This window comes from Blautia sp. SF-50 (assembly GCF_900101315.1).
GTDB classification, from domain to species: Bacteria; Bacillota; Clostridia; order Lachnospirales; family Lachnospiraceae; genus Blautia_A; species Blautia_A fusiformis.
The window spans coordinates 1-24,409 of sequence record NZ_FMUW01000041.1; the positions used below are offsets into that span (position 1 = coordinate 1).

Sequence of the window (24,409 nt, forward strand, 5' to 3'; positions counted from 1 at the left end):
CGTAAACGCAAAATAGCGAGTACCTGTTCAAAATCATCCGATGTGAGATAATAGACTCATCACTACAAAGTCTAAATAGTTTAGTACTCAACTTTTTAGACTTTATCACAGGAGGTGAGTCATGAAATCTCACACAAGTTTAGTTGCACAGCAAACCCGCCTGAATGAATGGGCTGATTTGATCCGAGACTGTCAAAACCGTCCACAGGGAATGAAAATCGATGAATGGTGTCAGCTGCACGACATTACAAAAGCGAGTTACTACTGGAGACTCCGGAAAGTCCGTGAAGCTTACTTAGAAACTGCGGAGCATACACAAGCCTTTGTAGAAGTTCCTTCCTCTGCACTCCATCCGGTAAATACGACCTCAGAGCATAAAATCGCTGCCATAATCAGAAGTGGAAGCAACCTCACGTTGGAAATCACCGACCAGGCTTCTGCCTCCTTTCTAAGTACACTTTTGGGAGTGATCAGAAATGCTCAATGATGGTACCGGATTCAAAAAAGTGTATCTGGCAACTGGATTTACGGATCTGCGCAGAGGAATTGACGGCTTGGCAAGAATCATACGTTTTCAGTTCCAGCTCGATCCTTATGATAAGAATACATTATTCTTATTTTGCGGTAAGCGTACGGACCGGATAAAAGGACTCATCTGGGAAGGTGATGGATTTCTCCTTCTGTATAAGCGGATTGAAAATGGGAACTTCCGATGGCCTCGTACACAGGAGGAAGCACTGGAGATCAGCACAGACCAGTATCGAATGTTGATGCAGGGTCTGGAAATCGTTGCCAGACATCCCATAGAAGAAGTTCCTGATCCTGGATTCTCTTTATGATTTGTGCAAAACATAGAAAATAAAATCACTTTCATCCACACCGGGTTACCCAGTGCAATATAAAATTGAAAGTTATTCACATCCTGAAAGTTTTCTGTGAGTTTCTATGATACTCTGGATTCCAAAACTTTTCAGATTGTGGATAACAGTCATAAATATCTGAAATTCTGGCTTTTATCTTCAGGTATTCATGACTGTTATCCACCGTCAAAGTAACGAAGGTAACAGAATGCAAAAATAGCCAAAAACTGTTGATTCTGCTATAATACCACTTAGGAAAGTGAGGTTTGGTTATGGCAGTCAATTATACGGAGGAACAATTAAATAACGTTGATAAGTCGTTTCTTATCCAGCTTCTTTTACAACAGCAGGAACAGTTGAATGCTTTAACAAAGGAGCTTCACGCATCGAATGAAAAAATGCAGCTTCTGATGGAACAGGTGATCCTTGGTAAGCAGAACCGTTTTGGCAGGTCTTCTGAAAAAATGGAAGATACCAGTCAGATCTGTTTTCGAGAAGTAAACGGAACGATTGTCTTTTTCAATGAAGCAGAAGCAGTCTGTGATCTTAATGCGGCAGAGCCTGAGGATCTGGAACTGAAGTCTCCAAAGCAGCCGAAGCGTAAGGGAAAGAAAGAAGCAGATCTTTCCGGGCTTCCGGTCAGACGGATCGACCATTATCTGTCCGCGGAGGAATTGGAAGCGGAATTCGGTGTCAGGGGTTGGAAACAGTTACCGGATGCCATTTCCAGAAAATATCATTTCGTACCTGCGAAGGTAGAAGTAGAAGAACATCACATCGGTGTGTATGCCAGCAAAACAGATGAACACATGGTGAAAGCAGACCATCCAAAGACGTTACTGCATGGGAGTCTGGTATCACCATCTCTGGGTGCTGCGATCATCAATGGAAAATATGTGAACGCAGTTCCTCTCTATCGATTGGAGCAGGAATTCCAGCGTTATGGCCTGCAGATCACAAGGCAGAACATGGCAAACTGGTGCATACGTTTGGCAGAGGAATATCTATCAATCCTTTATGATTATCTTCATAAAGAATTGTATTTCTACCACGTCATCCAGGCAGATGAAACGCCGGTGCTTGTAAACCATGACGGGCGCAAAGCCGGAAGCAAAAGCTGGATGTGGGTATACCGTTCCGGACATTTGTATCAAAAACGGCAGATTGTCCTGTATGAATACCAGCAGACGAGAAATGCATCCCATCCACGGGAATTCCTAAAAGGGTACGACGGCATCTGTGTAACAGACGGTTACCAGGTCTACCATACTTTAGAAAAAGAGTTGGAAGAACTGACCATTGCCGGATGCTGGGTGCACTGTCGCCGCAGATTTGATGAAGCCTTAAAGCTGATTTCGAAATCCTATCAAAAGGAATCCAATGCATTTCTTTTGATGAAACAGATTCAGGCAATCTATCGGGAAGAAGGGAAGCTGAAGGACCTTTCTTCTGATGAACGGCTTAAGCAACGGCAGGCGGTTATCAAACCACTTGTGGATGCGTTTTTTGCGTACCTAAAAACTATAAATGTGTCCAAGAAGGATAAATTTGGTGATGCTGTTGGCTATGCACTGAATCAGGAAAAATATCTCCGGGTATTTCTTACAGATGGAGATGTTCCGATCGATAATAATGCATCCGAAAGGGCAATCCGTGGTTTCTGTATCGGAAAGAAGAACTGGCAGATGATCGATACGATCCATGGAGCCAAATCTTCCGCAATCATTTACAGTATTGTAGAAACTGCAAAAGCCAATAATCTGAAACCTTTTGATTATGTGCAGCATCTCTTGGAAGAGATGCCGAAACACATGGATGACAGGGATTGTTCCTTTTTGGAAAATCTTTTGCCATGGTCAGAAAAACTTCCGGCAGGAATCCGCAAAGCTTAAATATTGGTGGCTGCAAAGCAGCCGCCTAAAAATGTCAAGGTACTCGCTATTTTGCGTTTACTATAATGCAGAACATAAGTTACTTTAGAGAGTACGAAGAGAGAACAAAACAATATATTCAGGTCGCTCATGTAGTTACTCAGAATAATTACTGGGAAGCTTTTAAGTCTGTTAAACATCTAGTAGAAGATTTACATTTTAGTATCGTAGATTCTTCTATAGATGTTACACATAGGTGGACTGTTGAGCAATTAGATAAATTGGGGCAGGAATGGGAAAATATTTTATGTTATTATATAAAGAAAAAAGAGAACGGACAAGCATTTTTGTGGGCACCAATATTGGATTTAAAAAAATATGGAGAAGAATACGTGAATTCCGGATTCTGTGGAGTGGGGTTAATCCAAATATATGTGAAAACAGATGGTGGGATTTATGGATGTGCAGCTAATTTAGAGTCTAGTGGGTGTTTAGGAGATGTGGAGAAAGGTTTCTCCGTAAGAAAAATAAAAGAATATCGGGAATTAGCAAACCAAAGTAATGCTTGTTTAAAGTGTAATATACATGCCAAATGTCAGAGCTGTAAATGTATTATGAACAATCTATCATACAGTAATCAGATAAATGGATATAATCCAGATATGTGCTATTTTGAAAAGAAAAAAATAACTTTATGGAATAAGTATGATAAAAAAATAGGATAAAATAAACTTGATAAATTAGTAAAAATGCGTTATTTTTATTATAAGACATCGTAAATACTTGTTTTGCTGGTATTTGATTGAAAATCATAGTAAAAGTGGTGATAAAAATGAATATAATTAGGAAGAAACGTAAGGAATTGGGAATTTCTCAAAGCGAATTAAGCGAAAAATTGGGAACTAGTCAGCAAACAATCAGTAGGATTGAGAAGGCGAGGATTGAAAATATACCTTGTAACCTTCTGATAAAATTGGCAGATATATTCCATGTTCCTGTCGATATTCTTATTTATGAAGAAAAGAATAATTTGTTTAGTTCACAGGGAGAAGAATTGTGGGAAATATATAAGCAACTTGATGAGGCAAATAAGACCACTTTGCTAACGCTTGGCAGGAGATTAAGTGAAGCACAAGTAGAAAATATGTTTAAAAGACAAATGGGTGATGAAAGTGATAAAAATAGCGATATGTGATGACGAAAAATGTTTTATAGATACAATAGAAAAAATGTTAAAAGTTTATGAAAAGAAAAATGAGCAGGATTTTATAATAAAAAAATATACTAAGCCATTGCAGTTAATGGAATCTTTAAAAGAAGAATTCCAGATTTTCTTTTTAGATATAGAAATGCCAGCTATGGATGGTATGGAATTAGTGGATATTATAAGAAAGCATGATGAAAAGTCAATTGTTCTTTTTGTGTCTTCGCATAATGAATTCCTGGGAGCTGGTTATAAGTATGACGTGCAAAATTTTATTACGAAGCCGATTACACAAGTCCAAATAAATTGTGAAATGAACCGGGCACTACGAAAACTGAATACATATGAACAGAGATATATTGCAGTAAAAAATGAAAAAGGTTATTTTAAACTATTTCTTTCAGATATCGAATATATTGAAACAATAAATCGGAAAGTACTGTTTCATTTAAGAAGTGGAAAGAAAGAAGCAGGATATTTTAAGATGAAAGATTTGGAAGAACGATTAGAACAGTTCTTCTTTGTTCGTTGCCATAACGGAATTATTGTCAATGTAGATTGCATAGAATCATTACATGATCTCACTGTAACACTTTATTCTGGAAACAAAATATATATTACACGTTCCAGAAAACAGAACCTTATGAAGAAAATGGCGGAACGGGGAGGAGCTGTTTAAGGTGCACGGACAAGTTATATTAAAAAACATATTTTCTGTACTCAATATTTTATTAATATTATATCTCATGCTCGGTGAAAGAAAAAGTAGAAGGTATAATGCTGTAAGGAGTAAGTATTCGTTAATTTTTTGCGTTGTGAGTTTAGTGCTTTTTAGAATGATGGCGAATGGAGCAGAACTACATATTGTATATAATTATGTAAGCATTATCATTATAGTTATGATTATAGGACATTTTCTATTCCAGTATAGTATAAAATATTGTTTATTACTTGGGAGCGTTTTCTTATCAGTTATACTTTTAGGTCAACTGATTAGTTGCATTTTTTTCTATAGATATAGCAGTGATGGAATATTAGCAGATCTGTCTGAAAAATATCAAATCCATATGATTTTGATTGCTGAAATAGTAATTATTATTGGGAATTTAGTAATAAAAAAGATTGTAAATAAAATCCCATTATTACTTTCTGGACTGAACGTTGTTACAATTATTATTCCGTTGTTTATCAATATAGTAGTAATGGCAATATGTGCGGATCAGTTATATAACGACAAAAGGATGATTGTTGACAATGTATGGTCAATAATAACTATTATAGCTGTGTGTATTGTGGTGTTTATGGGGACTGTTTGTAATATTGTTGTTCTTGAAAATTATTTGAATGTTAAAAAGATTGAGAATGAAAAGAACTTGCAGATTAGCGAGATGAGCTTACAATACGATTATTATATGAAACAATCCAATGATATGGAAAACATTAGAAAGATTTCTCATGATATTAAAAATCATTTGGAGGCATTAAGAGGGAATGTGGATTATCAACAGAAGCAAGAATACATAGATGGAATTGAAAGTAAGTTGGACATTTATCAAAGCTATTATAAAACAGGTAATGCATTTCTTGATAACCTATTACATGCAAAAAGACTGGAAGCTCTTGAAAAAAAGATTGAGTTTAAAGTATTTGCAGACTTTACACCATTTAAGCGAGTTAAAAATGAAGATCTATGTGTGATTGTCTCAAATACAATCGACAATGCACTACGAGAATGCCAACTCATGAAAGCGGATAATCCGAAAATAGAATGTTTAGTACAGCTAAAGGCTAGAAAAATAAAAGGATTTCTATCTATTATATGTGAAAACAGTTTGAGAGAAAGCCAGGCAGAAGCTTTACGTGGAAATTTGGTAATGGAAACATCAAAGGAAGATAAAAAAAATCATGGATTTGGAGTGAAGAATATTAAGCGTGTTGTGAGAGAATATGGGGGAGAGGTATCATCTAATGTGGTGGATGATATGTTTTCAGTATCGATTCTTATTCCTATCGAAGTATAGAATAATAAGTGGTATTTACGAAAGTAAGTATCACTTTTTTATATCCAAATACGGTAAAAAAAACGCAATTTAGTCAAATATTGTTTTCTTTTTTATATTAAGATGTAAGATAAAGAAAAAAGAAGGCATGGGTATGCGAAAAAAAATGAAACTATTTATTGCCATGGTATCAGTGGGGGCTTTATTGGGAACGATGCCAGTTATGGCAGCGGAACAGCCAGAACTTCCAACAAAAGTGCAGGATATTGCGAATGGTTCTGATGAACTTTACGGGGAAGGAGTTCCGATTGAGCATGGTACAAATCCAGATGAAAGATTTTCGTCTGGTGGTGTAGATCATACACATCAGTATATTGTTGCAAACACACTTAAAATTCTGAGCAATGATAAGGGAAATAGTGCATTCAATGGTGAGCTTAACTCATCTATTCTTATGGAGGCAACCGACTGGCCGGATAAACTTGGAAATGAAACAGATGCAGGAACTTTTGCAGGACACTTTTATGATCCTGATACTGGAAAAAACTGGCTTGGTCAAAAATCTCCGACAGCTAGGACAAGAGCAGAGTCATATTTTCAGGCAGCAGTCAATGCGTATCGTGCAGGGGATGTACAATTGGCTATGTCAAACTTAGGAAAAGGCACCCATTATGTATCGGACTTAAACGAACCGCATCATGCATCGAACTTGACAGCAGTAAACAGCAATCATTCCGCTTTTGAAAAATATGTTGATAAAAACCGTAAATCTTACACAATAGCAGGAAATTCGTTTGGTTCCTCCGTATATACAACTGCATTAAATACATCAACAGGAGATTTGATGTATTCAGCAGCAAAATATGCGAAAGGGCTTGCGGCGGAGGCTCAAAAGGAAAGTTCCTATGATAGTGCAGGTAGAAAATCTGTACAGCATGCTATACAGACGGTAACTCAATATATGTATAAATTTGGTAAGGAAGTTGGAATTTATAAATAATGTTAAAAAGATCTTGGTATTGAGAAATCAAATGCCAGGATCTTTTTAGAGTAAGCACTGAAATATATAAAATAAGCAAATTATATGGATAAATGCGAAAAGTTGGTTACAATTATTTTTAAAATACAAGCAAAGGAGAAATATTAATGTTTAGTTTTACGCTTTATATAACGACAGATTGTAACTTAAAATGCCAATATTGCTATGAGGACTATCATAACCACTATCAGTTGAATGAAAAAACACTTGTGGATTCTTTGGAGTTTATTATGAATTATGGGGATAGAGGGAAAGTTTTGATTGATTTTTTAGGCGGTGAGCCTTTGCTGAAGAAAAACTTAATTTACCAAGCAGTATCCTATATCAAAAATAATTATCCGGAAAGGGAAGTAAAGTATTATATTACTACCAATTGTTCCCTAATGGATGATCAGTTCATTGCATTTATGAAAGAATATCATTTTACAGTACGCCTCAGCTTTGATGGGAATAAAGAAACCCATGATTTAAACAGAATTGCAAAAGATGGAGTTTCTTGCTATGGCAAAATTTTTGAGAATATCATGAAGGTAAAGGATAGTGGATTGAATTTTTCTGTAAGAATGACAGTCACAGAAAATACCATTCCGTTTATGTTCGAAAATATCCGTTACTTGCATGAGCATAATCTGGATAACATCTGTATGATTATGGATGTATATTTAAAAATATCTGATGAGCTGAAGGTAAAATTTGAAAAGCAGGTGGGACAAATTTTGCAGTACTATTTGAATGAGGCTGCAGCGGGCAGAGTTTTTACCATTGATCAATTTGATGGAAAAATGTTTAATATGCTGTGTGATTTTGGGAACTGCTTTGGCATGTGCGATGCTGGAATTGGAAACTTTAAGGTATTTCCGAATGGTCAGATATACCCATGCGGATTTCTTACAAGTAATGAAAAATATTGTATAGGAAATATCAAGGAAGGTATCGACATAAGAAGGGCAAAATTAATAGCAATATCTAATTTTGATAAAAACGATCCGAAATGTAAGGGATGCACAATCCGAGATTTTTGTCATGGTATGAAATGTGGGTATATGAATTTTGTCAATACAGGGAAGATTAATGTACCATCGGATGCAGAGTGCATCTTTGAACATATCTTTTATAAGGCAATGGTACAAATTCTTGAATATTATTTACAGCAGCCGATTGAAATAGTTAGAGAAAAATTAGGCATGTATATAGACTATATCCAGAAGGAAAATTTAAAATTCAGTGAGTTTGGTGAGAAGATTGCCCAGAGGTTAAGCAATGAAAAGTAAAAAAAAACGCCCATATCTTGGATTTTTAAAAGAGTATGCTTTTAAGAAAAAGCTACTACCTTATTACATTTTAACGATAGCGATAATTGTGTTAACAGCTGGGGTTTCTTTGGTGCGTCCAGAGCTGCAGGGAAAAGTGATAGATGATTTGGGAAATCCGCATGGTACCAGTTTATCTGCATTTATGCTTCTTCTGGCGGTGTTCCTGGGAATGTTACTTCTAAACTACCTTATGAATTATGTACAGCGTTATGTTGTGGCTGTCATATCGGAAGAGATAGCAGCAGATATGCGACAAAAGGTAGAAGATAAATTATCAACAGTAAGCGTAAATTTTTTTGAGAAGATAAAGCTAAGTGACATTTTGCTAAAAGTGGATAAAGATGTTTCAGCAGTGAAACAATGTGGAATCACAAGCATTATTACACTGATTTCTAACATTGTTATCCTGGTAGTGGTTCCTCCGTATATGTTTTCTATCCATAAGGGAATTGCCGTATCTAATATTATCTTACTTGTCATCGTTCCTTTTATCAGCAGAATTCTAGGAAAATTGATACAGGAAACCAGTAGTCAAGTTCTGGAAGGATACAATAGTATCACCAGTGTGCTGACAAATACCTATGATAATTGGTTTATTACAAGACTCTTTCAATGTGGGCAATATGTGCATGATAGGTACTTTGAGAAAAACCAGAAATATAAAAAAGAGACGAATCGCCAGAATTTATTGTACATATTGAATACATCTACGATACTTGTAATTCAGTTTATTGGAACAGTCATAATTTGGGTAGTAGGTGCACAAGAAGTATTTAAAGGGAATATGACCATAGGTACCATTATGGCATTGATGAATTACCAGACAATTATTATGAATCCTATTATTGGAATTGCACAATTTGCTAACGAGTACCATACAGCCGTAGTTTCCTTAAAGGATATCAATGGTCTGCTTCAGTATCCGGATCAGAAACAAGGAGACAGAAAGAAAATAACAACAGTTAACAACATTTCCTTAGAAGCGATGAGTTTTTCTTATCCAGAGTCAAATAAGAAGGTATTTGACCGCCTCAATTTGAATTTTGAAAAAGGCACTCTTTACGGTGTTCATGGGAAAAGTGGACAGGGTAAAAGCACTTTGTTCAAAATTATAACAGGTGTGTATCAGCCGACAGAGGGAAAAGTAGTTGTAAATAACACAGATTTACAGGAATTAGATATTAACAGCTATTGGGAAAATACAGGATATGTTATGCAGCGTACACAGTTCTTCAATGATACAGTAAGACGGAACATGGGATTACTACATACTGTTTCGGAGGAAGAAATGGATATGGTGGCAAAGTGCTTGGATTTGTATGATGAAATGCATACTTTAGAAATGGTATGGGATACCGAGATAAAGATAGATCCATGCAATTTCTCAGAGGGACAAATGCGACGTTTGGATATTATGAGGAATATTTTGAAAAATTCACAAATTCTGATTTTTGACGAAGCGACAGCAAATATTGATGAAAAGCGAAGAGGGCGTTTTTATCAATTATTGCATGAATTATCAAGGGAGAAAATTATTATTTTTTCTACGCATAATCTGGAAGAATTGCGAGAAGCGGATATTATCGTGGATTTGGAAAAGATGCATATAAGGCAGGTGAGTGAAAAGTGAGGATAGGTGTGTTGGATTCCAATGGATCTTTTGATAATCCTTTTTTTCTGGATAAGAAAATTGTAAAAATAGACTGCAAGTGGAATGGTCAGGAATACAGTAAAGATACCTTTGGATTTACCCATGCGGAATATGTCTGTTCTTTTATTTTAAAGGAAAACCCGGAAGCGGAAATTGTTCTGGTACCCATTGTGAGGAAGAACAAAAAGAGTACGGTTCTGGATATGATAGAAGGTATTGAATTACTGATAGAGGAACAGGTAGATATAATTAATATGAGTATGGGAGATGAGTACAAGTATCACAAAGAAATCGAGGAAGTGTGTAGGGCAGCTATAGAAAAGGGGATTTTGATTGTGGCTGCATATTCCAATCAGAAAGCAGAAGCAACCTATCCAGCTTCATTCCCCTTTGTAATGGGAGTAAGATGCCTGGATATGGAAAAACCGGTACAAGTGCTTCAATATGATGAAAAGAAAAATGATGTAATTTTTTCTTGTGGGCTTTTCTTTTTATATCACTTAGGAATACCGGTTCTACATCCAGGAAATAGCCTTGCCTGTGCTGTGGTAACAGGCTATTTGAGTAACTATGAGAAACAGTATCAACAGGCAATTTTACAGTTTACTCTCAACACTTTGAATCACTATTATCCATATCAAACATTGAAGCAGAAACAATGTTATTTTCTAACGAACCGTATAGAAGAACCTTTAGAGCAGCGTTTCATACGGGAAGTTACGAGAACAGAGAGATGTGATACTTTTGAAAGTGGAATGGAAAAATTGAGAAATAAAAAAACAGCAGAGCAGTATCCGGTGCTATTTATTGATCACAACAATTATCAGGAAATATGTGAGTATAAAGAGAGAATCAGGATATATGCCATGGAACATCCGAAGACAGAAATTGTTTTGCGATATCCCTTATTTAATATGGTGGAAAGATTGGATTTCCAGAAGAAAACAAATAGAAATTTGAACCAATTTACAGTTTAGGAGGCAGGAAAATGTATACATTGTCATTAGAGATTATAAATAAGTGCAATTTGAATTGTACTTACTGCTACCTGGGCGAGAAGAAAAATACATACATGAGTTTAGAAACGGCTCAAAAGGTAATCGATATTGCTGTGCATGAAGCAAATAAGCAGCATGATCGGACACTTATGGTTTACTTTATTGGAGGGGAACCTCTTATGGCATTTAATCTGATAAAAGATGCTGTAGATTATACGAAGAAAAAATGCCAGGAAACAAACTTAATATGCAAGTTCAGTACTACGATAAATGGAACGTTAGTTACAGATGAGATAATTGATTTTTTTGTGGAAAATACATTTGAGGTGAAGGTGAGTTTAGATGGTCCTGAGTATGTTCAGAATTTGAACAGGAGAGACTATGCAGGAAATGGAAGTTTTGAAAAAATCATGAAGAATCTTCCGTTATTGAGAAAATATGAGCAGGAAACAGGAAATCAGATTTCGGTAGCCAGTGTTGTGACAAGTAATAACTATCAATATTATGCAGAAAGTTTCCAGTTTTTGCTTGATTTAGGAATTAAAAAATTAGAATCAGGAATTGATTATTATTGCTCCTGGAGTGATGAGCAGATACAGGGATTACGAGAGCAGATAGAGAAAGTATTTGGCTTATATAAAGCATATATACAAAAAAATCAAGAAGTAATCTTCTGGAATCTCTGGGAACAATATCTGAAATCATTCCTGATTCCATGTCCATTTTATGCATGTAAGGCGGGTTTGACAACTTGCTATGTAACAACGGATGGTGGGATTTATACTTGTGCGGAACTTCCAGAATTTAAAATCGGTTCTGTAGAAGTCGGGTTGGATGTTCCGAGGATTCGAGAGATTATTTACCTAGAGGATCAAGAGGATACAATGTGTAAAGAATGTCAATATATTAGACATTGTAAAACAAGAGGCTGTCAGGTGGCAAATTATGAAATTCACCAAAATGTATATCAACCTATAAAAGTGAATTGTGAAATGACGAAGTGGATGTATCATCTGATTCAAACAAACTTAACTGAAAAACAGCTTGAAAAGCTGAAACAAGAATATGAAAGGAGATATTTACGTCATGGAAAGTAAGATGAATGAGTTTATTAAGATAACTGAGGGAGAAAAAGTGGCTTTAATTGATCCGGTAGGAAAAGTCTGCCTGGGGGTAAGTAAAAGATTTGCAGACAATTTAGATAAACCAGAGTTTCAGGAAAAGTTATTCCCTGTATGGAAGCAGCAAACTGAATTTATAAAGGAAATAGAAAATAATCATGAGAAAATCAATACGGTATATTTGATGGTAACCAGGAAATGTAATATGAATTGTGATTTTTGTGCGATCAGTGCAAACGACAAGCTTCGTCCAGAAAAAGAATTTAAGCTGGAGGATATACAGAATAAGGTGATTCCGTTCTTTCAGAAAAATAAACCACATAAAATGATTCTTACAGGTGGAGAGCCACTGATTAAAGATCAAATTGTGGAAATTGCAAAAGCATTAAGAAATGGTTTGACTTGCCCCATAACACTGCAGAGCAATGGTCTTGCAATCACCAAAGAATTAACAGAACAACTCAAAGGATATATAGACGAAATTGATTTCAGTACCATGCACATGTTTGGAACGCCTGAAAAGGAGCAGCAGCTAATTAATCATATCGAGATGTGTCAGCAAGCTGGAATAAAGGTGGTTCTTAGCTTTATTTATGAGAAAACTAATGAAGTGGATTTGTATCGATTGATTGATATAGCTGCTAAATATGACATTAATGTTCTTTTTAATATTGTTTCATCCGTGGGTAGGGCGAAAGAAAACTCTAAAATTTTATCAGATATGGAACATCTTGATATGAACCTGAAGATAGCAAAATATATATTGAAACAGGGATACGAGAATAAAAAAATAGGAGAAGCCTTTTACCAAAGGATTCAGGTAAGAAATTCTTGTGGGGGTTATGGAAAAGTTATGGCAATTTTCCCGGAAGGCGATATTTATATGTGTCAGTGTATGGAAAAGAATCAGGTTCGAATGGGCAATATACTTACAGATAGTTCTGAAAAGATTTTGAAAACTCAAGACTGTTTGCTGAAGGAAGATGAAATAAAGCAGTTATTTTGTGTGGACTATAAAGAAATATGTAAGGAATGCGATTATCGTTATATATGTGGTGGGAAATGTATGGCTTCGGAAGGAGAATATGACCGTAAATGTATTTTTGCAAAAGCAATGTTTAAATATGTGCTATTTTATTACAAACAGCAGGATAAAAATAGAGAAAAACTTGAAAATTATGTTCAATATCTTGAAAAAATAAAGAAATGTATGGGAGAAAGATAGTGAATCCATGTAGGAAGAAAAAAATGCAAAATAGACATAAGTTGTAGTCGTTAAATTAGAAAAGGGATATATTTAAAATTGTTTTACATACGGAAAATTAAGGAGGTAATAGTATGAATGAAAAGTTGGAACTGACAGAGGAAGAAGTTAATGTGTACAGTGATGATTGCGGAAAAATACAGGTAGATTGTTTAAATGATTGTATTGATGGAAGTGCATGGCTAAGTATCGAATCTTAATAGAGATTTACGATGACATGATGATTAAGGAGATACGGTTTAGGTAACAAGTAACTTTAAAGTTAAAAAATACTATAATTTTATGTAGGCAACAAGGAGGAAGTGTACATGAAATTTTCTAAATTTAATCTGATAATCAAAGAAGGGAATAAAAGAGTTTTATTTAATACGCTTTCAGGAGAGTGTTTTAAAATATCTACAGGTGTTGAAGAAATAATTGATAATAATCTACCAGATCAACTTAATAAAGAATTATATGATGATTTTTTGAAAAAAGGAATTATTGTGGATGATCAGGTTGAAGAAAATAGATATTTTAGCTACATTCAAAACCAAACAAGATTCAATAATAGTGTATTATCGGCAACAGTACTGCTAACTTGGGCATGTAATTTAGCTTGTATATATTGCTATGAGGGGGCAGGATGTAGAACAACAAGAATGAATAAAGCAACCGCAGATAGATTTATAGGGTTTATGATAAACCAAGCAAAAGCAAGAAATTCAAAAAGTATGTATATTAATCTGTTTGGAGGAGAGCCATTACTTAATATAGAATGTGGATTTTATATTTTAGATGCATTAAAGAAATTCTGTGCAGAAAAAAATATAGAGTTTGCATCAGGGATAATAACGAATGGAACTTTATTAACAGCAGAGATAGTAAGCCAATTAATAAATTATAATTGTCAGCAGATACAAATAACTCTTGATGGTATGCCTGATACGCATAATGCAAGAAGAAAATATAAGGATGGAAAAGGTTCATTTGAACAGATTATTTCGGCTTTAGAATTGCTAAACAATAAATGTGCCGATATACATACGGTTATAAGAATCAATGTGGATAAGAATAATTTGGATGAAGTGAGTACACTTTTGGAATATCTTGGAATTAATGGAAAAGGTCTAACAAATTGCAATGTTGACTTTGGAATCGTTAGAGGTTCTACGCAAGCATGTTCTGCATATTCAGGGAATTGTTTAAGTGAAAGTATTGTAGGAGAGGTATTGAGTAAATTATGGAGTAAGGCTGAAATGGAAGGGTTTACTTTATATACAAAACCATTTCATAGATGGATTTATTGTGGATTATATGCTGATAGTCAGTTTACTGTCACTCCCAATGGTGAATTATATAAATGTTGGGAACATGCAGGGGATGAGCAACATTTGATGGGGAATATTAATGAGAACGGTAATATTGATAACATAAAATATTCATTTTATGATTGGATGTCTCATAACCCATTAGAGAATGAAGAATGTAAAGAATGTGTATATTTACCAGCTTGTGGTGGTGGATGTGGGGTGGTTAGTTATAACGAAACTAATAGTTACCACTCGAAAGGGTGCTTTAAAGTAAAAGGCGTACTTGAAAAGCAGGTGTTACGGTATTTTAAGGGGAAAATATAAAACTGGGGGTAATATATATGGAAGCTTGCACTAAAGGAACAGTAATTTCAACTAATAGATTATGGTGGTTGAAAATTAATAAAAAACCTATTCGAACACATTTATTAGATGGAGCTGATTTTCCAACGGTTATTACTGTGCAATATAGTGTTTCTGGTGTTAATTATAAAAAAAGAAAATTTATTGGAGTAGGTACTAGTTGCCCAAAAGAGGGGGAAGAACTATCAGTATTCTATCTTATGGATAATCCTAAAAAAGCAAGAATAAAATTGTGATTAGTAATCTGAGGGAGAAGTTATGGCAAGCATTTTTAAAATGTGTGGAAAGTATCTGATAAAAAATAAGTATAGCGTGATTTGTTATGGGGTGCTGTGTCTTACAAGTAGTATGTTTTCTATGATTTCTCCCTATATAAGCGGCAATTTTATTGATTATCTGATAGTAGCGGATAATATCAGTAAAATTTATAGATATTGCTTTGCCTTTTTCGGGCTTTTTGTTTTTAATCAGTTGATAGGGTATATTGTTAATAGAGTGTATATAAAGATGCAAACTCAAATGGGCTATGACTTGAACAGTGATGTGATACGCCACATACAACATTTGCCAGTTTCATTTTTAAAAAAGCAGAATATGGCTTATTTAAACCAAAGAGTCAACAATGATTCTAATCAGGTTATTACATTTTGCATCAATATTGTACAAGGGATATTAATAAATAGTTTAAAACTTTTACTGTCCATTTTTGTATTGGTTCAATTTAGTTGCAATATTACATTGCTATTTATAGCCATAATATGTGCTTATGCATTATCGTATAAGATATTAAAGAAAATCCTTTTTAAAGCACAATTTATTTTGACAGAAGCACAAGCAAATTATTTTTCAAAATTATTCGAGCAATTTGATAATATTCTCTTTGTAAAAATGCAGGCTATATATGAAGCTTTTTTAAGTCGGTTAAAGAAAGAGTTTCAAAATATTTTGAAAGTAAGTCTTCAATATCAAAAGATTTCGTATCTATTTTCAAGTTTAGATTCTTTGATAATGTCTTTAGCTCAAATAGGAATTTTTATAATGGGTGGGGCATTAGTTATTAGGGGTAAACTTAGTGTAGGTCAATTAACAATTATGCTGAGTTACTTTGGTATAATGATGGAAGCTTCGAGATATTTTTTTTCATTAACAAAGACAATACAGGACAATAAAGTGGCATATACAAGATTAAAGCAGATATTAGATTTAGAAAGTGATGAAAACGCTGGGGTAGAGTTAAAGGATATTAGCCAAATAAGATTAAAGAATATAATGTTCTGTTATGATAAGAAATGTATATTCCGTGATATTAGTTTAGAATTTAAAAAAGGGAAAATATATTCCATCATCGGAAAAAATGGAATAGGGAAAAGCACTTTGGTAGATTTGATTATAGGGTTCTATAATAGAGAATATGCAGGTGAGATATGTTATGATGCTTTATCTTTAGATCAAATTGATATTTATAAAACAAGAAAAATGTGTTTTGGAATATGTGAACAGGAACCGGTGTTATTAGCGGATACGGTAAGATATAATGTATCAATGGATAGTGAAGACAGCATAGATTTAAAGCGATTGTTTTATATAGCAAAAAAGATAAATTTGTATTCATTCATAGAAAGTCTGCCAAAGAAATTAGAGACCATTATTGGAGAAAAAAATTCAAATTTGTCTGGAGGAGAAAAACAAAAACTTTCTATATTAAGGGTATTATATAAAAATCCACCGGTAATTATTTTAGATGAGCCGACATCTGCATTAGATGAAGAGAGCATAAGATGTTTACAAGTCTACTTAAATCAAATAAAAAGAGATAAAATAATTATTTTAATATCGCATAATTCAGAATTTATATCTATATCAGACGAAATCGTAGATTTGGATAAATTAGATATGGACGTATAGTATAAGTTATGAAAGTTAAAACGGTATATTAAAGGTTGGCATATGTTATTACATATTGTGACTAATATATTATTTACATAACGAAGAGCATACTTATTCAAGAAAGGAGAAATGCTATGGGTAGCGAATACATAGGAAATGGATATGGTCAGTCTAGAGCTGGCGGATGTGTTGGAGGCGTTGGATGTTTAGCTGATGTAGGGTGTGGTGGAAATGCCTGCGGGGCAGCAGTATGTGGAGCTAATGTTTGTGGAGTAGATGGTTGCGGAGCAGCAGCATGTGGAATTAATGCTTGCCCACTTAATGGATGCGTGGGCGATGCATGTGCAGCAAACCTTACTCCGTTGCCAGGACCGTTTTCAAATAATGATAACTAATAAATAGAAAATAATGATATATTAGTAAAAAAGTATGCGATTCGTACTGAGCCTTGAAAGGGTGCAATTCTACAGCAACCTTTCAAGGCTTAATTTTTTTATCACTGCAAAAAGATTTTAGAAACCTCGATGTTGAAATGAGAGCACGCAGGAAAAACTACAACATTATTTAGAAGAGTCAAAAATCCTATACTGTAATTGAATAATCTAGTATCGAAGTTCATACTGTCCAGTGATCAGGAAAACGATTGGCATTATGCAGGATACAAGAATTTTCAACAATATAGAGTCAGCTTACGCTTCGCAAAGCGGCTTTGGGTTTGACATCTGTTCGATTTCTTCTGAATTGTAATTAAGCCAATCAATGGCGGGTTCCACTGCGGAATACCGGTTTACATATTACCAGAATCATGATTTAAAGCAAGAATATTCAGTAATGATATAGTTTTGAATGTTCTAGTAATAATCTATTTCCACTGAAAAATGAATATTTCGCTTGTTCATAGTGCTTCTGTATTTCTACGTTTGGGATTGAATACGAATGCCAGAACCAAAGATGGATATTGGATTTTTGTATTTTAAGTTTTATAAAATACGGAATTTTATGGAAGAACACAGGGAAAAGAATATTCAAAAATCTGTTAACGATTACTGAATTATAGTAATACCATAGTATACCACTATATATAGTAGTAAAACAACTAATAAGAGTAAAACGAGGCGTATTAAAGTGTAAAATGGATGCATGGAGGTGTATACTTGTGAATCGAATTGCTGAATTAAGGAAAAAATTAGGTTTGACACAGACAAGGCTTGGTGAAGAAATAGGAGTTAGTCAGCAGACAATTAGTAAATATGAAAATGGAGATGAGAATATTCCGGGAGATATGCTACTTGCATTATCTAAATTTTTTAGAGTTCCAATTGATTATATATTGAGAAAAGAGGAAGAACAACAGCAGCGGGAGCAAAATGATAGAAAAGAAATTATGGAATTGTATAGGGATATGGATCAATATAACAGAGACACCTGGATTATTATTGGGAAAAGATTATTGGGCGGTCAATTACATAAGTATAATGAGAACCATATTGTTTAAACGTATAGGGGTATTAATTTGATGAATAGCAGTGAATTGAAGGTTGATTTAAAGAAGCAGTGTACTTATGGCACTGCTTTTTTACTTTTTATTATAAATTGGAAGTGCCAATCAGGCAAAGAAAATGTCAATATAGACAAAAAGTATAGTAATCATGGCAAAGATATTTTATGTTATTGATAAATATGAAATATTGATACAAAGGAGAATTCACTATGGAGAAAAGATTATTTACCTCGGAATCGGTAACAGAAGGGCATCCAGACAAAATGTGTGATGCCATATCAGATGCCATATTAGATGCTCTTATGGAGAAGGATCCGATGAGCAGAGTAGCCTGTGAGACTGCGATTACAACGGGTATGGTATTGGTGATGGGAGAAATCACGACCAATGCATATATAGATATGCAGCAGGTGGTCAGAGAAACAATCAAAGAAATTGGTTATGACAATGGAGATTATGGATTTGATGCACATACCTGTGCCGTCTTAACGGCAATTGATGAGCAGTCAGCAGATATTGCTTTGGGCGTGAATAAGGCATTGGAAGCAAAAGAACACAAAATGTCAGAAGAAGAGCTTGATGCAATTGGTGCTGGGGATCAGGGTATGATGTTTGGTTACGCATGTGACGAAACGAATGAATTTATGCCATATCCAATTTCACTGGCACACAAATTGACTCGGCAGCTTACCAAAATTCGCAAAGATGGTGTATTGCCATATTTAAGACCGGACGGTAAGAGTCAGGTTACTATAGAATATGACGAAGCAGGTATTCCGCACCGGCTTGATGCAGTGGTTCTGTCAACACAGCATGATCCAGATGTGACACAGGAGCAGATCCATGATGATATAAAAAAATATGTATTGGAACCGATTATTCCAACAGAACTGGTAGATGAGAATACAAAATTTTTCATCAATCCAACAGGGCGTTTTGTCATCGGTGGTCCTCACGGAGATAGTGGTGTAACAGGACGCAAGATTATTGTAGATACATACGGTGGTATGGCACGGCATGGCGGCGGAGCTTTTTCTGGAAAAGACTGTACGAAAGTAGATCGTTCTGCATCTTATGCTGCTCGTTATGTTGCGAAGAATATTGTGGCCGCAGGTCTGGCAAAAAAATGTGAAATTCAGTTGTCTTACGCAATTGGGGTAGCACATCCGACCTCTATTATGGTAGACACTTTTGGAACCGGAAAAATTTCAGATGAGAGTCTGGTAGAGATCATAAGAAGAGAATTCGATCTGCGACCAGCAGGAATCATTCAGATGTTGGATCTTCGCCGTCCAATTTATAAACAGACGGCAGCCTATGGACATTTTGGGAGAGACGATATTAACCTTCCATGGGAAAGATTAGATAGGGTAGAAGAACTGAAAAAATATTTGGAATAATTTACTTAGGGGGAAGCGTATGAGAAGATACAAAAAGAGAATCTCAAGAATTGTGGCGGTTGCGATGCTGTTTGTATTTCTGATAGGAAATTCTAATATGGTACATGCTATGGAAAAGACACAAGTTGGGTATGCGAGTAAATATATCACAGTGAAAGGTAATAATATGCATCTTGCTTTGTATGGAAAATTGGATGCAAGTGGTGAAAAATTTGCAGATGAAGGAAAAACCACATTGGTGATGATGCCGGCACTGGGAGTTCCATCACCGCATATCTACTTCAAACCTCTGGCACAATCTTTAGATGAGAGTTTTAACATAGTGATTGTAGAGCCGTTTGGATATGGACTTAGTGATGGTGCATCGACTAACCGAACTGTAGATAATATCAATAGTGAATTGAATGCTGCACTGGACACCATGGGAATTAAGCAGTGTGTATTGCTGGTACATTCGATTTCTGGAGTATATGGACTCAACTTTGTACAGAATTATCCGGAAAAAGTAAAAGGTTTCATTGCTGTTGATAATACGGTATATGATGAAGAACTGGCAGAGGCTATGGAAATGGAAAAGAAATATATGCTGCAGGGAATTGATGAATTTCAGAAAATCAAGAATTCCTTTTCTTCTTTGGAAGAATTCCAGACGGCACTGAAAACAGATCCAGATAAATATGGGGCAGCATTACCACAGGTTTCCGGGTACACTTATACGGAGAGTGATGGGGAGGAATACATTCAGGCATATTCTTTAAGCAGCAACGATACGATTAGAAATGAAGTGAACGGGATGGATCAGTCATTACTCTCTATAAAAAATAAAAAATTCCCATCGGCACTTCCTGTATTAACTATGATTTCTTCAGAGAATGTACAAAATGTTCCGGCATGGGAGACTGCTCATAGAAATCAATTGGATTTAGAATCTGGTAATCACCAGTTATATATTGTAAATGGAGGACATTATATCTGGTATACCAATTTGACTCAGGTTGTGCAGCTTATTAATGAATGGAGAATGGAGAATCATTTTTAAAAGGAATTTGTGTGATGAGATTTCCAAATAAGAGAAAACAGAAGGGAAGTGTAGCTTGGGGAAAGTAACTATTTCAACTGTATTGGGATACAAAGAATATGTGGCGGAAAATATAAAAAGCATTCTGGGAGAGGATGAAGAAAATTCCGATTTTAGGATTTATCCGGATTATCATAAGATTTATAGAGGGCAGACGGAGATCGTCTTAACGAAAGCAGAATATGAATTGTTTATGCTTTTGTCAGGGAGACCAGGTGTGATATTTACTAAAGAAAAAATTTTTGAGATTCTTTATAACGAGGAGTTGCCGGAAAGCATTGATAATATTGTGTACTGTCTGATATCCAGTATGAGAAAGAAAATCGAACCGGAGCTAAAGCGATGCCGCTATATTAAAACAGTGAGAGGTGTAGGATATAAATTTGAAGGAAAAAAGATGGACATCTTTCCAGAATAGTTGATCTGAAGACAGAGGGAATTTTTTAAAACCTCTGTCTTTTTTTGTTGCTTTTTTATGCCATCTTGCGTACAGAAGTAGTGAAAGTCACCTCCCAAAAAGTATGCTTTTTGATGGGAGATGTAATAGGCTATTTTTTTATTTCCAAAAAGTATATAAGAAGGTTTTGAGATATGCCAAAATATTTTAAGACTTTTTGGGAATGTATAAAGGGGGATACGTATGGCATATTATGGGTATCACAGAATCAGTACTAAGGAACAACACTTGGACCGAGGTATTATAGAAATAAAGAGGTTCTGTGAAAATCAGAAAATTAAACTGGAAAGTATTTTTACAGATAAGATAACCGGTAAAAATTTTGACAGACCACGTTATACCGTTCTTGTGGAAGATGTTTTACGGGTAGGGGATACCCTGATTATTACAGAGCTGGACAGACTTGGCAGGAACAAGCAGGAGATTTTAAAGCAGCTACGTTTTTTAGAAGAAAAAGGGGTTCGGGTAATGGTATTGGAACTTCCTACCACGTTGTTTGACCTGTCTCAGATGGAAAATAATCTGGCAAAGATGATGATAGAAACAATCAATAATATGATGATTGAACTCTATGCATCCATGGCACAGGCAGAGATGGAGAAAAAGGAGAAGCGACAAAAGGAAGGTATGGAGGCAAAAAGGCTTCGGGGTGAATGGGATGAAGTAGGAAGACCACGGGCTATAGAACAGGAAAAGTTTAACCAGGAATTTATGAGGGTGGTACAAAAGAAGGTAACACCAACACAACTGCAGCGGGAGTTGGGGTTAACTTCTTCTACCTATTATCGGTATCGGAAAAACTTTTATGAAAATTTTCCGGAATTTCTTCAATCTGTATAGGTATGAGGTAATTACTAAGTAAAAGAAAAATTTAAGGAGGCAGATGTTATGAGTGAACACAGAGAAGGAACATTGTTTTATGATACTGAAACAGGGAGGTATGATATACGTTTTGATTTGGAATCTTTTTATGGAGGACTACATTGCGGGGAATGTTTCGATGTAAAGGTGAAAGATGTTTGGGTTCCGGTCCGAATTGAAATGGGAGATGACTGGTATCTGGTTGGACTGAACGTGTCGAGATTAGATGGACTGAGAGTACGTATGTAAATAGGAGGATAAGCCTGATGAGGGGAAGCGCAATGAGAGAAAGTGTTACGGATGTTCGCATTATACTGGAATGCTTACAGGAAGCATATCAAATGGAAGGAGATATGGTACGGTCCGGGAAAAATATTCATGCGACTATGATATATCCATTTGTCCGTATGCTGCAAGAAAAGTGTAGGGATTTAACAGAGGAACAGATACATAAGACACTTTGGAAAGAATATGAGATTTCAGGGGCAGACAGGATGTTTGTGGAGAGGGCTTCAAAGATTTTAGAGCCATACGAAGGAGAATCTGAAGATGAGAAATAGTACAATGGAATATAAAGTAAATCAAGCCTATGAAGAACTAAAGCGTTTAATACAGTGGAATCCGAATAGTGAAGAAAAATTTTTACAGAAAATGGTATGTTTATTGTTACCTGGACAAAGAAAATGTTGGCCAGAGGCTATCCGTGATTTGAGGCAATCTTTTGAAGCTGAGCAGTGGATGATATTTGTTGAAAAATACAGAGGAAAACTGGAATGGCTGAATAGCATATCTTTGGCAGAACTACAAAGAAAGATAGGAGAAATTTTTTTTGTTGATCATTACAAGATGATAGCAGATCAATTCCTATATAAAAAGGATTTTGAAACTTCCTTATTTTTGAGAATTGCAATGGAAACAGGGATAAGAAGTGCAGATATTCCATGTATAGAATGGTCCTGTATGCATGGAAAAACTATTATTTTGGAAGAAACCAAAAGAGGAGATTTGTACAAAAAACTTAATGGAACGTTCCCTAAGATTTCGGCTCAGTCGTTGCGGATTATGAAGTTATTATATAGGAAGCAAGGAAAAATATTTACAAAATCAAAAGAGTACTATGTTCGCAAACTTTCATGTGCATGGGGAATTCCTGGGTTTCATATCCATAGCTTTCGGAATTATAGGAGAAAGATAGAGAGAGGAATTTCAGCAGGGGTACAAGTTCCAAGGATAATTCCATTATAAAGAACGTGTTAGATAAGAAAAATTTATAGGATGTTATTGGAGCTGATTATGTAGATGGTAAATAAAGGTAGCATTTCGGCAGTAAATTGCGATTACTGCCGAAATGCTACGATAAGGTGGTGAAAAATATGGGGTGAATAAATTGTTGGATGAAGGAAGAAAGAATTACTCATGTAGGAAGAAACGCATACTGTAGCTTTCAGTAGTATTGCATCTCGTGGAAAGGCAGGTGCGAAGGAATATCCGCTTTATGTAAAAGGGATTCGTGATCTATGGGGGAACATTTATGCAGAAAACTACAGCACGGAAACTGCTGCTGTGAGAGTCATGGTTGCCAGAATGTAAAGGGCGTTATATGGACATAAAAAGAGCCGACCAAAAACTGGGCGGCTCGAAGTATTTGTGGTTGTTTATGCTTTCTTAGGCATAGGGATGTCAACATTTCTTAGTGTTTCAATTAAGGATAGGATTGCATCTGAGTTTTTCTGAAATTGTGTTTGAAAATTTTCTGTAATATCATAGTTCAGATACAGAGTTATCAAAATAGCATTCCATATTGAAATCATGGTCTTTTCCGATAGGTGCTCCTCCAGAAAGCGTAGATGCTTGCAGAGTGTTGCCTGCGTTTTTGTCCAGGTAAAGAAATAGTCATCTTTTAGTGGAATGTTGAAATCATGAAACCATTCTCGAACTGTATGTGGTCTTATGTCAAGAAAAAGTACAAATTAAATACAACCAATTTTCTCTTTTTATGTAATTGTTAACTTGCTAAGCTTGTTACAGTCGTTTCCAGATTTTTTAGATATTGTTCCTCATATTCATTTGGAGATAAATATCCACAATGACTATGAATACGGACGGTGTTGTAGAACGTCTCGATATATTCAAAAATCAATTTATATGCATGAGTATAATTGAAAATTTTGAAACGATTAATCCACTCTCGTTTTAAAAGGGCATGGAACGATTCTATGCAAGCATTGTCCCAAGGATAAGCCTTCTTG

At 35.2% G+C, this 24,409-nt stretch carries 27 protein-coding genes; 26 read left to right on the forward strand and 1 reads right to left on the reverse strand.

The features are described from left to right. The first annotated feature begins 121 nt into the window (after positions 1–121). From BLP57_RS15770 to BLP57_RS15890, 26 genes are all read left to right on the forward strand, one after another. Complete coding sequence (locus BLP57_RS15770) at positions 122–487, forward strand: hypothetical protein (protein ID WP_072447635.1); 366 nt, start codon at positions 122–124, stop codon at positions 485–487. Beyond that, a complete protein-coding gene (tnpB, locus tag BLP57_RS15775) occupies positions 477–839 on the forward strand; it encodes an IS66 family insertion sequence element accessory protein TnpB (RefSeq protein WP_072447633.1) in 363 nt (120 codons plus the stop codon). The genes BLP57_RS15770 and tnpB overlap by 11 nt, the downstream gene beginning before the upstream one ends. A 293-nt stretch (positions 840–1,132) precedes the next feature. Then, on the forward strand, positions 1,133–2,752 hold the full coding sequence (gene tnpC / locus BLP57_RS15780) for an IS66 family transposase (RefSeq protein ID WP_072449521.1): 1,620 nt from the start codon (positions 1,133–1,135) through the stop codon (positions 2,750–2,752). Between the two features lie 65 nt (positions 2,753–2,817). After that, positions 2,818–3,456: a hypothetical protein gene (locus BLP57_RS15785; RefSeq protein ID WP_242872656.1), complete on the forward strand. Its 639-nt coding sequence runs from the start codon at positions 2,818–2,820 to the stop codon at positions 3,454–3,456. A gap of 77 nt (positions 3,457–3,533) precedes the next feature. Further along, on the forward strand, positions 3,534–3,926 hold the full coding sequence (locus BLP57_RS15790; RefSeq protein WP_242872657.1) for a helix-turn-helix domain-containing protein: 393 nt from the start codon (positions 3,534–3,536) through the stop codon (positions 3,924–3,926). After that, positions 3,898–4,614: a LytR/AlgR family response regulator transcription factor gene (locus BLP57_RS15795; RefSeq protein ID WP_004223809.1), complete on the forward strand. Its 717-nt coding sequence runs from the start codon at positions 3,898–3,900 to the stop codon at positions 4,612–4,614. The genes BLP57_RS15790 and BLP57_RS15795 overlap by 29 nt, the downstream gene beginning before the upstream one ends. Before the next feature lies 1 nt (position 4,615). After that, on the forward strand, positions 4,616–5,956 hold the full coding sequence (locus tag BLP57_RS15800; protein WP_227218292.1) for a sensor histidine kinase: 1,341 nt from the start codon (positions 4,616–4,618) through the stop codon (positions 5,954–5,956). Between the two features lie 133 nt (positions 5,957–6,089). Continuing rightward, on the forward strand, positions 6,090–6,935 hold the full coding sequence (locus BLP57_RS15805) for a zinc dependent phospholipase C family protein (RefSeq protein ID WP_227218293.1): 846 nt from the start codon (positions 6,090–6,092) through the stop codon (positions 6,933–6,935). 146 nt (positions 6,936–7,081) lie between these two features. Further along, a complete protein-coding gene (locus BLP57_RS15810) occupies positions 7,082–8,245 on the forward strand; it encodes a radical SAM/SPASM domain-containing protein (protein ID WP_059085268.1) in 1,164 nt (387 codons plus the stop codon). Then, the gene (locus BLP57_RS15815; RefSeq protein ID WP_059085269.1) at positions 8,235–9,917 is read left to right on the forward strand and encodes an ABC transporter ATP-binding protein; all 1,683 of its coding nucleotides are present in this window, start codon (positions 8,235–8,237) and stop codon (positions 9,915–9,917) included. The genes BLP57_RS15810 and BLP57_RS15815 overlap by 11 nt, the downstream gene beginning before the upstream one ends. 8 nt (positions 9,918–9,925) lie before the next feature. Continuing rightward, complete coding sequence (locus BLP57_RS15820; protein ID WP_235812408.1) at positions 9,926–10,915, forward strand: S8 family serine peptidase; 990 nt, start codon at positions 9,926–9,928, stop codon at positions 10,913–10,915. 11 nt (positions 10,916–10,926) lie between these two features. Then, positions 10,927–12,033, forward strand: a complete 1,107-nt coding sequence (locus tag BLP57_RS15825; protein WP_092073171.1) for a radical SAM/SPASM domain-containing protein — start codon at positions 10,927–10,929, stop codon at positions 12,031–12,033. Beyond that, positions 12,023–13,282 (forward strand): radical SAM/SPASM domain-containing protein, encoded by a 1,260-nt coding sequence (locus BLP57_RS15830; protein ID WP_227218295.1) that lies wholly within the window; start codon positions 12,023–12,025, stop codon positions 13,280–13,282. The genes BLP57_RS15825 and BLP57_RS15830 overlap by 11 nt, the downstream gene beginning before the upstream one ends. A gap of 113 nt (positions 13,283–13,395) precedes the next feature. Continuing rightward, on the forward strand, positions 13,396–13,521 hold the full coding sequence (locus BLP57_RS18480) for a hypothetical protein (RefSeq protein ID WP_004223787.1): 126 nt from the start codon (positions 13,396–13,398) through the stop codon (positions 13,519–13,521). Positions 13,522–13,629: 108 nt separating this feature from the next. Next, positions 13,630–14,937 carry a Cys-every-fifth radical SAM/SPASM peptide maturase CefB gene (locus tag BLP57_RS15835; RefSeq protein ID WP_004223784.1) on the forward strand — a complete coding sequence of 436 codons (1,308 nt, stop codon included), beginning with the start codon at positions 13,630–13,632 and terminating at the stop codon, positions 14,935–14,937. 17 nt (positions 14,938–14,954) lie between these two features. After that, positions 14,955–15,212, forward strand: coding sequence for a hypothetical protein (locus BLP57_RS15840; RefSeq protein ID WP_059085271.1), 258 nt, complete (start codon positions 14,955–14,957; stop codon positions 15,210–15,212). A 22-nt stretch (positions 15,213–15,234) separates the two neighbouring features. After that, entirely contained in the window at positions 15,235–16,881 is a 1,647-nt protein-coding gene (locus BLP57_RS15845) for an ABC transporter ATP-binding protein (protein ID WP_059085272.1), read from the forward strand. Between the two features lie 116 nt (positions 16,882–16,997). Continuing rightward, positions 16,998–17,258, forward strand: a complete 261-nt coding sequence (locus BLP57_RS15850) for a Cys-every-fifth RiPP peptide CefA (RefSeq protein ID WP_004223774.1) — start codon at positions 16,998–17,000, stop codon at positions 17,256–17,258. 761 nt (positions 17,259–18,019) lie between these two features. Then, entirely contained in the window at positions 18,020–18,358 is a 339-nt protein-coding gene (locus tag BLP57_RS15855) for a helix-turn-helix domain-containing protein (protein WP_227218296.1), read from the forward strand. Between the two features lie 215 nt (positions 18,359–18,573). Further along, on the forward strand, positions 18,574–19,764 hold the full coding sequence (gene metK / locus BLP57_RS15860; protein WP_004842184.1) for a methionine adenosyltransferase: 1,191 nt from the start codon (positions 18,574–18,576) through the stop codon (positions 19,762–19,764). A 19-nt stretch (positions 19,765–19,783) separates the two neighbouring features. Next, entirely contained in the window at positions 19,784–20,803 is a 1,020-nt protein-coding gene (locus BLP57_RS15865) for an alpha/beta fold hydrolase (protein ID WP_059085273.1), read from the forward strand. Between the two features lie 55 nt (positions 20,804–20,858). Beyond that, on the forward strand, positions 20,859–21,260 hold the full coding sequence (locus BLP57_RS15870; protein WP_059085274.1) for a winged helix-turn-helix domain-containing protein: 402 nt from the start codon (positions 20,859–20,861) through the stop codon (positions 21,258–21,260). A gap of 222 nt (positions 21,261–21,482) precedes the next feature. Beyond that, positions 21,483–22,139 carry a recombinase family protein gene (locus BLP57_RS15875; RefSeq protein ID WP_004842188.1) on the forward strand — a complete coding sequence of 219 codons (657 nt, stop codon included), beginning with the start codon at positions 21,483–21,485 and terminating at the stop codon, positions 22,137–22,139. Positions 22,140–22,187: 48 nt separating this feature from the next. Further along, positions 22,188–22,409, forward strand: a complete 222-nt coding sequence (locus tag BLP57_RS15880; protein WP_004842190.1) for a DUF5348 domain-containing protein — start codon at positions 22,188–22,190, stop codon at positions 22,407–22,409. Positions 22,410–22,501: 92 nt separating this feature from the next. Beyond that, positions 22,502–22,720: a hypothetical protein gene (locus BLP57_RS15885; RefSeq protein ID WP_227752271.1), complete on the forward strand. Its 219-nt coding sequence runs from the start codon at positions 22,502–22,504 to the stop codon at positions 22,718–22,720. Further along, positions 22,710–23,405 carry a hypothetical protein gene (locus BLP57_RS15890; RefSeq protein WP_092073174.1) on the forward strand — a complete coding sequence of 232 codons (696 nt, stop codon included), beginning with the start codon at positions 22,710–22,712 and terminating at the stop codon, positions 23,403–23,405. The genes BLP57_RS15885 and BLP57_RS15890 overlap by 11 nt, the downstream gene beginning before the upstream one ends. A 760-nt stretch (positions 23,406–24,165) precedes the next feature. Here BLP57_RS15890 and BLP57_RS15900 read toward each other — a convergent pair. Next, a partial coding sequence (locus BLP57_RS15900; protein ID WP_139148864.1) for an integrase core domain-containing protein occupies positions 24,166–24,409 on the reverse strand: 244 nt, incomplete at its 5' end.